The following is a 13090-nucleotide window of genomic DNA, read 5'->3' on the forward strand; positions in this document are numbered from 1 at the left end:
CTCAGAGCACGCCTTTCGGACGCCAGGCTAGCAACGAAATTCGCGTCAAATTGTGTTCTCGACGTGCGGAATGTAAGTCACGCTGCCCAACGGCAAGCCGGTGTGGTACCAGCCGGTCGCCGGGGGCGCTGGTTATGTGTTGCCGTTCCGGCCCAGTGCGCCGGACCTGGGCATGCAGTTCCTGCAGGATCTGCCGCACGACTGGAATACCACGCACACGGCGTGGAACGGTGGCCGCTACGATCAATGGGTGCCGAGCAAGGGAGCGACGACGATGGCGTACCTGACACGCCAGGACATCCCGTTCCACTACCAGCTCGCCGACGCATTCACGATCTGCGACGCCTATCATTGTTCCGGGATGACGCCGACGGATCCGAACCGCTATTACATGTGGACCGGCGGGCTCGGCAATGACGGCAGCGGCGGTGGGCCCGTGATCGACAACGCGGAGGCTGGCTACGGCTGGTCGACCTATCCGGAAGTGCTGGAGCGCGCGGGCATCTCGTGGAAGATCTATCAGGACATCGGCACCGGGCTGGACGCCAAGAACTTCTGGGGCTGGACGGACAACGCCTACATCGGCAACTACGGCGATAACGCGCTGCGCTATTTCAACCAGTACCGCAACGCGCAGCCGGGCAGCCCGCTCTATGAAAAGGCTCGTACCGGCACCAACGTCTCGGCAGGCGAGGGCTATTTCGACATCCTGAAGCGCGACGTGCAAAACAACACGTTGCCGCAGGTGTCGTGGATCGTGGCGCCGGAGGCTTACACGGAGCATCCGAACTGGCCGTCCAACTATGGGGCTTGGTACATCGATCAGGTGCTGCAGGTCCTGACGTCGAATCCCGAGGTATGGAGCAAGACCGCGCTCTTGGTCACGTACGACGAGAACGACGGCTTCTTCGATCACGTGGTGCCGCCGTTCGCGCCGGCGTCGAATGCGAACGGCTTGTCGACGGTAGACACGACCGGGGAGATTTACCCGGGGGACGCCAAGAATCTGGCCGGGCCCTATGGTGTCGGGCCGCGTGTGCCGATGATCGTCGTGTCGCCGTGGTCGAAGGGTGGGTGGGTGTGCTCGGAAGTCTTCGATCACACCTCGATCATTCGTTTCATCGAAAAGCGCTTTGGGCGCCATCACGATCTGGCGGAGCCGAACATCACGCGCTGGCGTCGCGCGATTTGCGGGGATCTGACGGCTGCTTTCGATTTTGCCAATCCGAACGACACCATCCCTGCATTGCGGGGCACAAGCGCCTATGCGCCGCGCGACCAGCTACGTCATCCCGACTATGTGCCGCTGCCCCCGGCAGTCCAGGCGGTGCCGAAGCAGGAGCCGGGCATGCGGCCGGCGCGCGCGCTCCCCTATGAGTTATTCGTTCGCGGGCGGCCGGACGAGTCGCTTGGCAAGTTCCAGCTCGCGTTCATCAACACGGGCCGTGCCGGCGCAACGTTCCTGGTCTATGCGGCAAATAGTCTCGAAGCGCCGCGCGCCTACACGGTTGAAGCGGGCAAGCGCCTCGCGGATCGGCTGCTGCCCAGCCCCGGCGGCGTTTATGACTTCACGGTGCACGGGCCCAACGGCTTCGTGCGTCGCTTCGCGGGCCGACTGCCCCTTGCAGGCGCATTGATCAAGGGCGAGCGTCCTATGCCGGAGGTAACGGAGGGATACGACGTGGCCAACGGTAACATCCGGCTGCGTCTGAAAAACCCGGGCGACGTGCGCTGTGAGTTCACCGTGGTCAACGCCTATGACCCGCAGGCCACCATCAAGCAAGCGGTGCCCGCAGGCGACAACTTTGACCTGTACATCGATCTGCGGCGGTTCTACGGCTGGTACGACTTGTCCGTATCGGTCAGTTCAGACGTGGATTTCAGAAGGCGACTGGCTGGGCATGTCGAAACCGGCCGCAGCAGCATGAGCGATCCGGCGCTTGGGGTGTGACACGAAGCGCCATGGCGTTTGATGCGTGGCTGAGGTGGGGGGCGATGGTAGCGCCAGCGCCCCCCCTTGGGTTCGATGACGATGACTGGCCGGGCAGTTTGCGCATTCCCGGCGGTGTTCAGATCGTCGCTGTCGATGCACAAGCCGCCCGTACATCTTTTACCGGATGTTTTTCTTGCACGTGTTGATGTGACGCTGCTTCAGTTTCGCCGGCGACATTTTTGGCATGTCGTACGCAATGTTCGTAGCCTCGGTGGTGGTCGTGAGATAGATCAGGTCGCCCCCGCCGAGCTCGCTCACTCTCTTCAATACATCGTCCCTGGGCACCCCCATGTCGCGTAGTTGCGCGGCCATGAACAGAAGGTCGGCGACGCACTGGCAGACTGACATTTTTTCCGCCTTGCTTGCCTCGCTTTGCCGCTGCTGCATTTGCGCATGGGCTTCGGTAGCGGCAAGCAGGGCGAAGGCTGCAATCACTCCGGCTAGTACAGCTTGGTGTTGCATGCTGTTTTCCCCCCCCTTCTTATGAGGGGTCTGGTCTTGTCAGCCGGATTCCCCCTTGTGACTGTTATCTTTTCTCATGTGCAGGAAGCGATCTGTTTGGAACCGAACATTGGGTGCAGCGGTTTACGCGGAAGCCGAAAAGGCCCGGGAGCACGATCGACGGCGGTCGCTCGCAAGGGTCAGAATCCTCAAGGGGAGATTCGGCTTCCCGCCGACAAAATGACAAGGGATGCCGGCCCGGTCGTCATGGAGATTCGAGTAACCCTAGCGAGCGCAGGCGCGATAGGTGGTAGCCCCGCAAAGCCAACCATTCATCCGCGCCGGAGGAGCCGCGAGTGCGCTGCTTTGACCCAGAGCAGTCTGAGTGTGCCGTAGCGCCGTGCGCCCTTGGTTTTCGAGCGTAGATTTCGCCTGCCGGTGGGGAACGAGTCCGCTTATAGCAGCCTGGGTATGTCATAGACATTGGTGGTTACGTTGCCAACCTCGTCCTCGAACACCTCAAGTGCCTTGTTAACTAGATCAGGGAGTTTCTCGGCCTTATCCATTGCCACCGCGAATAACTTCTGCTGTCGCAGAGGCGTCATCGCTTTCACGGAGTTCAGACACACCAGTCCTGCATGCAATGGCTGCCGCGCGTGGTGACCACCTGGTGGTCCACCGAGCGGCCCGCGAAAATCCGCGGCGTTATGCGTGACGAGCGTGTAATCGTGATCGACCGCGTACCGGATTAACTCATGGTCCTTCATTCCACGCAGGTGGCGATCGCGAACACAGGTCGTGTCCCAGTGGCCTCTTCGAACCGCTTGCTGAACGAGATTTGGCCATAGGCACTCGTCGATCAGGAACCGGTACCTTGCCGTCACCCGTTGTGCCCTCGCGCCGGCCCGCTGGAGGCTTCGGCTGCAAGTCGCAAGTCAGGATGTGCCTCAGTCAAACGCCGCGGCCGTCCGGGGCGCGGATGCGCTTTGAGATAGATCTCCGCGTCCTCGATCAGTCGCTCCGTCAGGAACGGATAGGCGCCTTTCAGTTCCGCGACTGTCATACCGTCACCGCGCGCTGCAAGGATGTTTGCCACCGGGACGCGAGTCCCGGAGAAGCATGGAAGCCCGCCCATGACATCGAGATCTTCGACGACATGGCTCGTTGCTTCATTGGAGCGGACCGAGCGCTCATAGGCTGCGTCCACGAAGGGCGATAGGACTACCGACCAGGATTGCTCTGAAACCTTCCAGTCAAAATCGAGGCTCTTCAGACGTTCGCTGAGGGTCAGAAACTGGTCGAAGTCTGATCGCTTGGCCAGGCGCTCGATGATCGTCGAGATCACTCGAATTCGAGCCGATTTGGTGAGGTCCTCACTTGTCTTGAAGTAGAACGTGGCAAACGGTGCACTGAGAGGTGCCAGGCGCCGGCCAGCACCCCGGACAATCAACACCCTGGGCAGAATGGCCTCGTCAACGAGACGGTTTATGTCCCTGTCTGTCACGTCGGCCATGTACGCGGTTTCCGCCACCGAGATAGAGTTTTCAATGGTCAGCATAAGCCCTCTCCCACAATCGATCCTGCGTATCAGAATATTTCCGAATGGTAGGAAGTAATTATAGGCGGTGTTCAGGGGCCTGAGGAACGGAATTGCATGCCGTTTAGCCTTTGACGCTAGCAAAAGTGCCGCGTAATGTATTTGCGCACCTTGCTCGCATCATGACGTGGGTTGCGTCCGAGGCTAGCGACGAGAAATCTGAAAGTTAGCCTCGGCGCTTCTGCATCTTGGCGTGCCCTGGGGGTGCCTGCTGCAACAACTGGTGACTCTTGTTAGGTGGAAGGAGAATCAAAATGCCTACCTTGTGGCTAACCCAGGGGCGATGGCACGTGATGTGGGCCTGGGGTATCGCGAGGCTCGCCGACTTCTCAATAGTCGGCCACGCAGCCCGTCGCCTTGACGTGCCGCGGGGAGCCTGTTGCAATAGTTGCTTTCAGCTGTCAGGGTAATTGAAATGTCCACCGGTTCCGCCCTCCTCAATGAGGTGGGGACCTTCATCAGTGCACAGCAACGCAATTCGGCGAAACTTGAGGCATTGCATGCCGAGATCGCGTCGGGTATTTCCCGTGGCGAGCCAAAGCCCGCGGCGGAGGTTTTCGCCAGGCTTGTGAGCAAGTACCCTGAAGCGGAGCGGCTCTTTACGAAGCATTTTGTTCTGCCCGACGAGAATGCGAAACGCGAATGAGGTTGTCTGCGTAAGTTCCGCTGAAGCTGGGGCCAGGCGTGCTCAGATTCGGGGCTAGGATTGAGCATCGCAAGTTCGTTTGTGAGAACGCCGGTTTGGACCCAAACCTCGTGGGCGGACACTGCTGTGCCGTTCTGCATCGGCGTCCGCAATTGGTTGGATCCTCGCTTCAGGCGCCCGCATCTAGTCTAGGATTCAGTTGTCAACTGGTGGTTGACGGCTGCCCCTGAGAAGCCGCGCCGGTGCTACCGTATAAATAGATCGATTGAAATGGCTACCAAGAGAACCACGACCACCTGGGTCGATGTCAGAGCAAAACTAGCTGACTTCGACCGTGCGGGCCTGCTGAGCCTGGTGCAAGACAACATGTACGCGGCCAGCACGGACAACCAGGTATTCCTGCACGCCCGCTTCGGGCTCGGCGACGACGTGCTCAAGCCTTACAAGATCATCATCGCTCGTTGGATTTGCCCGGATCCGTCCAAGAATCAGGACATATCGGTTGCCAAGGCGAAGAAGGGGATCTCGGACTACAAGAAGGCAATCGGGCAGCCCGAGGGGCTTGCCGAATTGATGGTGTTCTATTGCGAGCACGGGGCGCGGTTCAGCAGCGAATTCGGTTTGGGCGATGAGGGCTACCTGGACGCGCTGGTGCGTATGTTTGAGAATGCCTTGGTCGCCATTGAAAATCTGCCTGAGGCGCAACGGCAGCCGCTGAGAATGCGCCTTGAAGCTGTAAGCGACCTTTGCCGGGACGTTGGCTACGGCGTGAGCGAGCTCCTTGCGGAATTCGGCGTCAATGGATGAGGGCGATCCCGTAGCGGCGCTTCAGGCTGAAAACGCTCGCCTGATTGCGCTGCTGCAGAAGCACGGCATCGACTGGCGCTTGCCTGCCGTGCCGGTGCAGCCGGTTGCCGAAGCAGAACCCTCACGGCTATCCACCGACGACAAGGTCGCATTGTTTCGCCGCCTGTTCCGCGGACGAACCGATGCTTATCCGATTCGTTGGGAAAGTAAGACCACTGGACGTTCAGGTTACGCGCCGGCCTGCGCCAACGAGTGGCGAACGGGGGTTTGCGACAAACCACGCATCAAGTGTTCGGACTGCGGCAACCGTCTGCTGATCCCGCTATCGGAATCGGTCATTTACGACCACCTGGCTGGCGAGCACACCGTAGGCGTTTATCCGTTGCTGGAGGACGATACTTGCTATTTCCTGGCCGTGGATTTTGACAAGGCCGAATGGCGGGAGGATGCGCGCGCCTTCGTTCAGTCCTGCGACGAGCTGGGTGTACCCGTCGCTCTCGAAATCTCCCGCTCCGGTCAGGGCGCTCACGCCTGGGTGTTCTTCACCCACAAGGTTTCGGCGCGCGATGCCCGTCGTTTGGGTACTGCGGTCATCAGCCACACTTGCGCACGCACGCGGCAACTGAAGCTGGAATCGTATGACCGGCTGTTCCCGAACCAGGACACGATGCCGAAGGGCGGCTTCGGCAACCTGATTGCCTTGCCGTTGCAGAAGAAGCCGCGGGAGAGTGGTTGCAGCGTATTCGTCGATGCAGACTTACATCCCTATGCGGACCAGTGGGCTTTCCTGTCTTCTGTCCGGACGATGGCGCCGCACGACATAGAGCCCACCATCCTGCTGGCCACCGGTGGAGCGCATCCGCTGGATGTGACTTTCATTGACGAGGAGGACTTGGGAACACCGTGGAAATCGGCATCGCCCACGACGAGCAAGCTGACCCTGCCGATGCCGGAGTCCCTCGTCGTGACGCTGGCGAATCTCGTCTACTTTGAGAAGTCGCGGTTGCCGCAGCCGTTGGCGAACCGCCTGATCCGGCTTGCTGCATTCCAGAACCCGGAGTTCTACAAGGCGCAGGCCATGCGGATGTCGGTGTGGGACAAGCCGCGCGTGATCGGCTGCGCGGAGAACTATCCACAGCACATTGCGCTGCCGCGCGGTTGCCTCGACGCTGCGCAAGACCTGCTTCGAGAGAACGGCATCCGCGCCGATCTTCGTGACGAGCGACATGACGGCGAGCCGCTTGAGGTGGAGTTCGCAGGCGTGCTGCGACCGGACCAGGAGACAGCGGTGGCTGCCATGCTGCACCAAGATACCGGCGTTCTGTGCGCGCCGACCGCCTTCGGCAAAACGGTGACGGCCGCCGCGATGATCGCGCGGCGCGGTGTCAATACCCTTGTGCTGGTGCATCGCACCGAGTTGCTCAAGCAGTGGCAGGAGCGTCTTCAGGTCTTCCTCGGTGTCGGCAAGGATGTACTGGGCACTATTGGCGGAGGCAAAGCGAGGCCAACCGGCAGGATCGATATCGCAGTGATGCAATCGCTCTCGCGGCAGCATGAGGTCAATTCGCTAGTCGAGAACTACGGCCACGTTATCGTCGACGAGTGCCACCACGTTGGAGCGGCGTCTATCGACGCTATCCTGCGTAAGGTCAAGGCGAAGTACGTGCTTGGCCTGACCGCTACCCCGATCCGCCGCGATGGCCAGCAGCCCATTATCTTCATGCAATGCGGACCGATCCGGTACACCGCAGCGCGGCCGGCCAGTGCCCCACACGATCTTGAGGTGATACCGAGGTCGCTGAGTATCCCTATCGACCTCCCGCCGGAAGCAGGTATTCAGGATGTGTTCAGGTACCTTGCCCAGACCCAAGCCAGAACGGATGCGATTGCTGCCGAGGCCGAAAGCGCGTTCGCGCAAGGTCGAAAGGTTCTGGTGCTGACCGAACGCACCGAGCATCTCGACGCGATACGGGCGGTGCTCGAGGCGAAGGCGCCAACGCTCTTCGTTTTGCACGGTCGGATGTCGAAGAAGCAACGCGCGGCTGTTGTCGGCGAGTTGGACGCGCTGCCCCCGGATGCTCCGCGCATTCTGTTAGCAACGGGCAAGCTGGTAGGAGAGGGCTTTGACCATCCACCGCTTGACACGCTGGTGCTGGCAATGCCGGTGTCATGGAAGGGAACGCTGCAGCAATACGCTGGCCGATTGCACCGCGAGCATGCTACCAAGACCGACGTGCGCATTTTTGACTTCGTTGATAGCGGGCACACGGCGCTGTTGCGAATGTGGGAAAAGCGTCAGCGGGGATATCGAGCGATGGGCTACCGGATAGCATAGGGGACCAGTCCACGAGAACGACCCGTCCCGGGCGATGCCCCCGCATGCCTTTGCGAGCCCGGGGGGCCTGTGCAAGCGTTCCAGTTTCCGTTATCCCGGGTCTGACAACCTCTCGCCGCCACGGTTGTGGTGCGGCACCGCACCACAACCGTGCCTCCCCCGCGCCATTCCTGCGCGCAACGAGCTTTTCCCCCGCCGACCTGCCCTCCAAATGCCGCCTACGACTGGCACGCTTGTTGCGTCGCAAGATTCAAGTAACTTGAATTTTAAGAAAGGCACATGTAATTTTGCTCGAGTTACTTGAATACCAACCGTTTGTCCACGTGTCGAAGGGGATGAGAGTGCGCAAGAAGAACACCGTAGTTGCCGCAGCCATGTTGCTGGCCTCGGCCGGGTTGGCGGGGATGTCCGCGCCGGCTGCAGCCAAGGACGTCGTCAAGATTGCCTTCGTGGGGCCGCTGACTGGCGGCGTGTCGTCCATTGGCCTGGGCGGGCGCAACTCCGCCGACCTGGCGGTTCGCTTGCGCAATGCTGACCCGAAGTCCAAGTACACCTATGAGCTGGTCACGCAGGACGATGAGTGCCGCCCCAACGTGGGCGTGCAGGTGGCCACCAAGATCGCTGCCGACAAGAGCATCGTGGCGGGCGTGACACACTTCTGCTCGGCCGTGGCGATGGGTACGGTTGGCGTGTACAACCGCTTTGGCATGCCGGCCGTGGTGTGGGGCGCGGTGCTGCCGGATGTCACTTACGGCAATAACTTCAAGGAGATCCATCGCGTCAACGGCACGATGATCAACCAGAGCGAGGTTGCCGCGAAGTTCATGACGGGCCTTGGCTACAAGAAGTGGGCGATCATCCATGACACGACCGATTACGGCAAAGGCCATAACAAGTACTTCAGCGAGTTCCTGAAGAAGGATGGGGGCACCGTGGTGGGTACCTTCGGCGTGACGGCCGACCAGCAGGATTTCACGACGGAGCTGACCAAGATCCGCGAGCTGAAGCCGGACGTTGTCTACTTTGGTGGCCTGACACCGCTGGGCGTGCGCATCCGCACGCAGATGGAGAAGCTGGGCATCAAGGCGCAGTTCGAGGGTACTTCTGGCATCAAGTCCGACGCTTATATCCAGGGCACGGGCAAGGAGCAGGCCGAGGGCTCGCTGGCCTTTATCGAGGGCGCGCCGTGGGAGAAGCTGCCTGGTGGCTTGTTCTTCGCGGGCAAGTATTCCCAGCAGAAGTACAGCGATCCGCCTGAGGCGTATGGTCCGTTTGCGTTTGCCGCGGCCAACCTGATCATGGATGCGGTGGAGAAGGTGGGGCCGGATCGCAAGAAGGTGCGCGATACGCTCAACGCGACCAAGGATGCCGACACCATCATCGGCAAGGTTACGTTCGATGACCATCGCCAGAACATCGTGCCGCTGGTGACCAAGTATGTGGTCGAGGACGGCAAGTGGGTGATCTGGGAGGACAGCACCTACGGCAAGGGCAAGAAGAAGCTCGCCGGCCTGTAGAACACCGAAGCGCTAAACCACTTGAAGCACGATCCCACGGGTCCGCGGCCGCACGGCGCGGCGGCCCGTGGCCGACTGCGCGTGGCGTCTGGCTATTTGCCAGGATGGGGAAGGGGAAGGGGAACTCGATGAGTGTGATTGGCCAATACGTTTTCAACGGTTTGATGCTCGGCATGATCTATGCCATGGTCGCCGTTGGATTTACGCTGTTTTTCGGCGTGCTTGACGTGATCAAGTTCTCGCACGGCGACACGTTGATGGTCGGCGCCTTTGCCGGCCTGGCGGCGTCCACCGGCGTGCTGATGCTGGACATCCAGTCGCCGTGGATCCGCTTGCTGGCGGTGGTGCTGTGCGCGATCTGCGTGACCGGCTTGCTGGGCGCGGCGATCGCTAAATTCCTGATCCTGCCGCTGCGCAAGGCGGCACCGCTCAATACGCTGCTGGCCACGCTGATGCTGGGCACGGTGATGCGCGAATCCGTGCGGCTGTTCTATCCGGATGGCTCCAACCCCAAGCCTTTCCCCGCGCTGCTGCCGACGGCCTCCATTGAGCTGGGCAGCCTGTCGCTGCGTGCCGACAACCTGATCCTGCTGGCCACCGGCATCGCGATCATCGTCGGCGTGCACCTGCTGATTACGCGTACCCGTTTCGGCATGGCGATCCGCGCCGTGGCGCAGGATGGCGAGACGGCGCGGCTGATGGGCATCAACTTCGAGGCGGTGGTGCTGATGACGTTCGCGCTGGGCTCGGGCATGGCCGCGCTGGCGGGCGTGATGAACGGGCTGTACTACAACGAGATCAACTTCAACGTGGGACTGCTGCTTGGCGTGATCGGCTTTGCCGCGGCCATTCTGGGCGGGCTGGGGAACATCTACGGCGCCATCCTCGGCGGCTTCCTGTTTGCCGCGCTGCAGGTGCTTGGCAGCGCCACCTTGCCCGCGTTGATTCCGGATATCCCTAGTGCGTACAAGGACGTCTTCGCTTTTGCCGTCGTGATCGTGCTGATGGCCTGGAAGCCGACCGGCCTGATCGCAGAAAAATCCAGTGAGCGGGTCTGACACCATGAACACCATGAAGCGTCACAAATCAAGCAAGCTTAATCCCGCCGTGGTGCTGGCGCTGGCCGGCATCGCGCTTACCGTCTACATGGGGTTGTTCCTGCATGCGGAGTCGCAACTCAGCGTGGGCATCTTGCTGGCCGTTGCCATCGTGGCCGTCATCGTTGGCCGCAAGCTGGGCGCCAACCGTTCGCTCGAGGAGGCCGGCGCCAGCCGTCCCGGCTTGGCCCGCCTGTGGGCGGTGGGCGGCTCGCTGGCGCTGATCGCTGCGTTTTACGACTCGCACTTCGCGCTGCTGATGATCTGCTCGGTGCTGCTGTACACCACGGCCTGCCTTGGCCTGACGCTGCAGTTCGGTTTCTCGGGGGTGGCCAACTTTGCCGGCGCCGCGTTCTTTGGCATCGGCAGCTATGCCACCGCGGTGATGGCCACGCACACCGGTATCCCGCATTTGCTGATCATCGTGATCTCGGGCGTCATCGCCGCGCTGGTAGGCTCGATGCTGATCACGCCGGTGCTGCGCACGCGCGGCCACTATGCGGCGCTGGTGACCATTGCCTTCGGCATCCTGTTCAAGACCTTCATCGAGGTCAACGACGTGCTGGGCGGGCCGCAGGGCCTGCAGGTGCCGGGCATGACGATCTTTGGCTACGCGCTTAACGACGGCTTTTCCGTGTCTGGTGTCGACGTGTCGTTCTACGTGAGCTACGCCTTGATCAGCCTCGGCATCTGCGCCGGCGTGTTTGCGACGGTGAAGGCGCTGGAGCGTTCGTGGGTGGGACTGAGCATGGACGTGGTGCGCACGGACGAGACGGCTGCCGCCACGTTCGGCCTGCATATCGCGCGCTGGAAGGTGGTGGCCTTCATGCTGGGCAACTTCTTCGCGGGCATCGCGGGCAGCCTGTACGGGATGATCACCGGCTTCGTGGCGCCGAACAACTTCACGTTCTCCGATTCCCTGCTGATGCTGTCGATCGTGATCCTGGGCGGGCTGGGCAATGCGGTGGGCCTGATCCCGGCGGCGATCATCGTGCTGGTGCTGCCGGAGAAGCTGCAGTTCATCCAGGAGTACCGTTTCCTGTTCTATGCGGCGCTGGTGATTGCGATCCTGCTGTTCCGCCCTGACGGGCTGCTGCCGCGCAAGACGCGCTTGTTCTTTGGCCGGGAGACTTCGCGATGAGCGACAAGACCATGATCGAAGTCAGGGACCTGACCATGCGGTTCGGCGGCCTGACGGCGCTGGACAGCCTGAACATGACGATCCGCGAGGGCGAGATCCTCGGGCTGCTGGGCCCTAACGGTTCCGGCAAGACGACCTTCTTCAATGTGCTGACTGGCCTGTACAAGGCGAGCAGCGGCACCATCACCTACAACGGCGAGAACGTCATCGGCAAGACGCCGCAGGACATCTATCGCAGCGGCGTGGCGCGGACCTTCCAGCGCTCGCGCTTGTCGTTGCCGCTCACCGTGTTCGACAACATTGTCATCGGCGACTACCAGCATATGCAGCACGGGCTGGTGTTCAACCTGTTCCGGCGCAAGGCTTTCCGCGCGGAGTACGACGCTTATGTGGAAAAGGTGAAGGCGCTGCTGAATATCTTCAGCCCGCCGCTGGTGGCGCGGCTGTTCGAGCCCGTGGAGACGTTCACCATGATCGACCGCCGCCGCATCGAGGTATGCCGCGCGCTGATGAGCCAGCCGCGCCTGCTGTTGCTCGACGAGCCTTCCGCCGGCATGACCCATGACGAAACGCATGCGCTGATGAGCGACATCCTGGATGTGCGCGGCAAGCTGCCCAACTTGTCGGTGGTGCTGATCGAGCATGAGATGAATGTGATCGAGCGCATTACCGACCGCTGCGTGGTGCTGAACTACGGCAAGAAGATCGCCGAAGGCACCTACACGGAAATCACCGCCGATCCCAATGTGCAGACCGCCTACCTTGGAGAGGAAGCCGCATGAGCACGCTCAATTGCCCCGGCACGCTCAGCGTAAAGGGGCTCACCACCGGGTATGACAAGGTCAACGTGCTGCACGACGTTTCCATCGACGTGGCCCCTGGCAAGATCACTTGCATCCTCGGCGCCAACGGCGCGGGCAAGAGCACGCTGATCCGTGCCATCCTCGGCCTCACGCCGCCGCGCCAGGGCCAGGTCTTGTGGGATGGCAAGGACCTTGCCGGCGAGAAGACGCACAACATCATTGCCACCGGCATTGCCTGCATTCCGGAGGGCCGCAAGATTTTTCCGCGCATGACGGTGGCGGAGAACCTGGCGCTGGGGGCCTACCTGGAGACCGATGCGGCGCGGGTGCGTGAGCGGCTGGCCAAGGTCTACGATATCTTTCCGCGCCTGAAGGAGCGCGCTGCGCAGCTAGCGGGGACGATGTCGGGTGGCGAGCAGGCGATGGTGTCGATTGGCCGGGGCTTGATGGCGGAGCCCAAGCTGCTGGTGATCGATGAGCCGTCGCTCGGGTTGTCGCCGCTGTATGTGAAAGAGAACTTCAAGGTCATCAAGCAGATCAACGCGCTCGGCATCACCGTGCTGCTGGTCGAGCAGAATGCGCGGCAGACGCTGGCGATTTCGCACTACGGCTATGTGTTGTCGCAGGGGCGCGTGGTGGCGCAGGGCACGGCCGAGGCGCTGGCCAGCAACGACGAAGTGCGCTCGGCGTATTTTGGCTGACGGAGAACTGAC

Annotated in this window: 11 protein-coding genes and 1 pseudogene; 9 read left to right on the plus strand and 3 right to left on the minus strand. The window is 61.4% G+C overall.

Features of this window, described 5'->3' with window-relative positions; translation table 11 throughout:
* Positions 1–76: 76 nt before the first annotated feature.
* A pseudogene (locus ACGLHR_RS16220) lies at positions 77–1951 on the plus strand (phosphocholine-specific phospholipase C); the annotation flags it as partial.
* Between the two features lie 159 nt (positions 1952–2110).
* On the opposite strand, the gene ACGLHR_RS16225 reads toward ACGLHR_RS16220, so the two are convergent.
* From ACGLHR_RS16225 to ACGLHR_RS16235, 3 genes are all read right to left on the minus strand, one after another.
* Positions 2111–2455 carry a hypothetical protein gene (locus ACGLHR_RS16225; RefSeq protein ID WP_400095162.1) on the minus strand — a complete coding sequence of 115 codons (345 nt, stop codon included), beginning with the start codon at positions 2453–2455 and terminating at the stop codon, positions 2111–2113.
* A 434-nt stretch (positions 2456–2889) separates the two neighbouring features.
* Positions 2890–3318, minus strand: coding sequence for a DUF5615 family PIN-like protein (locus ACGLHR_RS16230; protein ID WP_400095164.1), 429 nt, complete (start codon positions 3316–3318; stop codon positions 2890–2892).
* A complete protein-coding gene (locus ACGLHR_RS16235; protein WP_400095165.1) occupies positions 3315–3992 on the minus strand; it encodes a DUF433 domain-containing protein in 678 nt (225 codons plus the stop codon). Before ACGLHR_RS16235 ends, ACGLHR_RS16230 begins: the two co-directional genes overlap by 4 nt.
* 454 nt (positions 3993–4446) lie before the next feature.
* On the opposite strand from ACGLHR_RS16235, the gene ACGLHR_RS16240 reads away from it, so the two are divergent.
* From ACGLHR_RS16240 to ACGLHR_RS16275, 8 genes are all read left to right on the plus strand, one after another.
* Entirely contained in the window at positions 4447–4677 is a 231-nt protein-coding gene (locus tag ACGLHR_RS16240; protein ID WP_400095166.1) for a hypothetical protein, read from the plus strand.
* Positions 4678–4947: 270 nt separating this feature from the next.
* Complete coding sequence (locus ACGLHR_RS16245; protein WP_400095167.1) at positions 4948–5484, plus strand: hypothetical protein; 537 nt, start codon at positions 4948–4950, stop codon at positions 5482–5484.
* Entirely contained in the window at positions 5477–7819 is a 2343-nt protein-coding gene (locus ACGLHR_RS16250; RefSeq protein WP_400095168.1) for a TOTE conflict system archaeo-eukaryotic primase domain-containing protein, read from the plus strand. Before ACGLHR_RS16245 ends, ACGLHR_RS16250 begins: the two co-directional genes overlap by 8 nt.
* Before the next feature lie 341 nt (positions 7820–8160).
* Entirely contained in the window at positions 8161–9336 is a 1176-nt protein-coding gene (locus ACGLHR_RS16255; protein WP_318231296.1) for a branched-chain amino acid ABC transporter substrate-binding protein, read from the plus strand.
* A gap of 128 nt (positions 9337–9464) precedes the next feature.
* Positions 9465–10394, plus strand: coding sequence for a branched-chain amino acid ABC transporter permease (locus tag ACGLHR_RS16260; protein WP_400095170.1), 930 nt, complete (start codon positions 9465–9467; stop codon positions 10392–10394).
* A gap of 13 nt (positions 10395–10407) precedes the next feature.
* A complete protein-coding gene (locus tag ACGLHR_RS16265; protein WP_400095172.1) occupies positions 10408–11574 on the plus strand; it encodes a branched-chain amino acid ABC transporter permease in 1167 nt (388 codons plus the stop codon).
* On the plus strand, positions 11571–12356 hold the full coding sequence (locus tag ACGLHR_RS16270) for an ABC transporter ATP-binding protein (protein ID WP_267604944.1): 786 nt from the start codon (positions 11571–11573) through the stop codon (positions 12354–12356). Before ACGLHR_RS16265 ends, ACGLHR_RS16270 begins: the two co-directional genes overlap by 4 nt.
* Entirely contained in the window at positions 12353–13078 is a 726-nt protein-coding gene (locus ACGLHR_RS16275) for an ABC transporter ATP-binding protein (protein WP_400095173.1), read from the plus strand. Before ACGLHR_RS16270 ends, ACGLHR_RS16275 begins: the two co-directional genes overlap by 4 nt.
* Positions 13079–13090 lie beyond the last annotated feature (12 nt).

The sequence above is a fragment of the Cupriavidus sp. CuC1 genome (assembly GCF_044627735.1).
In the GTDB taxonomy this organism is placed as follows: domain Bacteria; phylum Pseudomonadota; class Gammaproteobacteria; order Burkholderiales; family Burkholderiaceae; genus Cupriavidus; species Cupriavidus ulmosensis.

What these genes read in the sequence shown, in the direction of transcription:
- ACGLHR_RS16225 (WP_400095162.1), bottom strand. Translation starts at nt 2,455, where the DNA reads ATGCAACACCAAGCTGTACTAGCCGGAGTGATTGCAGCCTTCGCCCTG.
- ACGLHR_RS16235 (WP_400095165.1), bottom strand. Translation starts at nt 3,992, where the DNA reads ATGCTGACCATTGAAAACTCTATCTCGGTGGCGGAAACCGCGTACATG.
- ACGLHR_RS16240 (WP_400095166.1), top strand. Translation starts at nt 4,447, where the DNA reads ATGTCCACCGGTTCCGCCCTCCTCAATGAGGTGGGGACCTTCATCAGT.
- ACGLHR_RS16245 (WP_400095167.1), top strand. Translation starts at nt 4,948, where the DNA reads ATGGCTACCAAGAGAACCACGACCACCTGGGTCGATGTCAGAGCAAAA.
- ACGLHR_RS16250 (WP_400095168.1), top strand. Translation starts at nt 5,477, where the DNA reads ATGGATGAGGGCGATCCCGTAGCGGCGCTTCAGGCTGAAAACGCTCGC.
- ACGLHR_RS16260 (WP_400095170.1), top strand. Translation starts at nt 9,465, where the DNA reads ATGAGTGTGATTGGCCAATACGTTTTCAACGGTTTGATGCTCGGCATG.
- ACGLHR_RS16265 (WP_400095172.1), top strand. Translation starts at nt 10,408, where the DNA reads ATGAAGCGTCACAAATCAAGCAAGCTTAATCCCGCCGTGGTGCTGGCG.
- ACGLHR_RS16270 (WP_267604944.1), top strand. Translation starts at nt 11,571, where the DNA reads ATGAGCGACAAGACCATGATCGAAGTCAGGGACCTGACCATGCGGTTC.
- ACGLHR_RS16275 (WP_400095173.1), top strand. Translation starts at nt 12,353, where the DNA reads ATGAGCACGCTCAATTGCCCCGGCACGCTCAGCGTAAAGGGGCTCACC.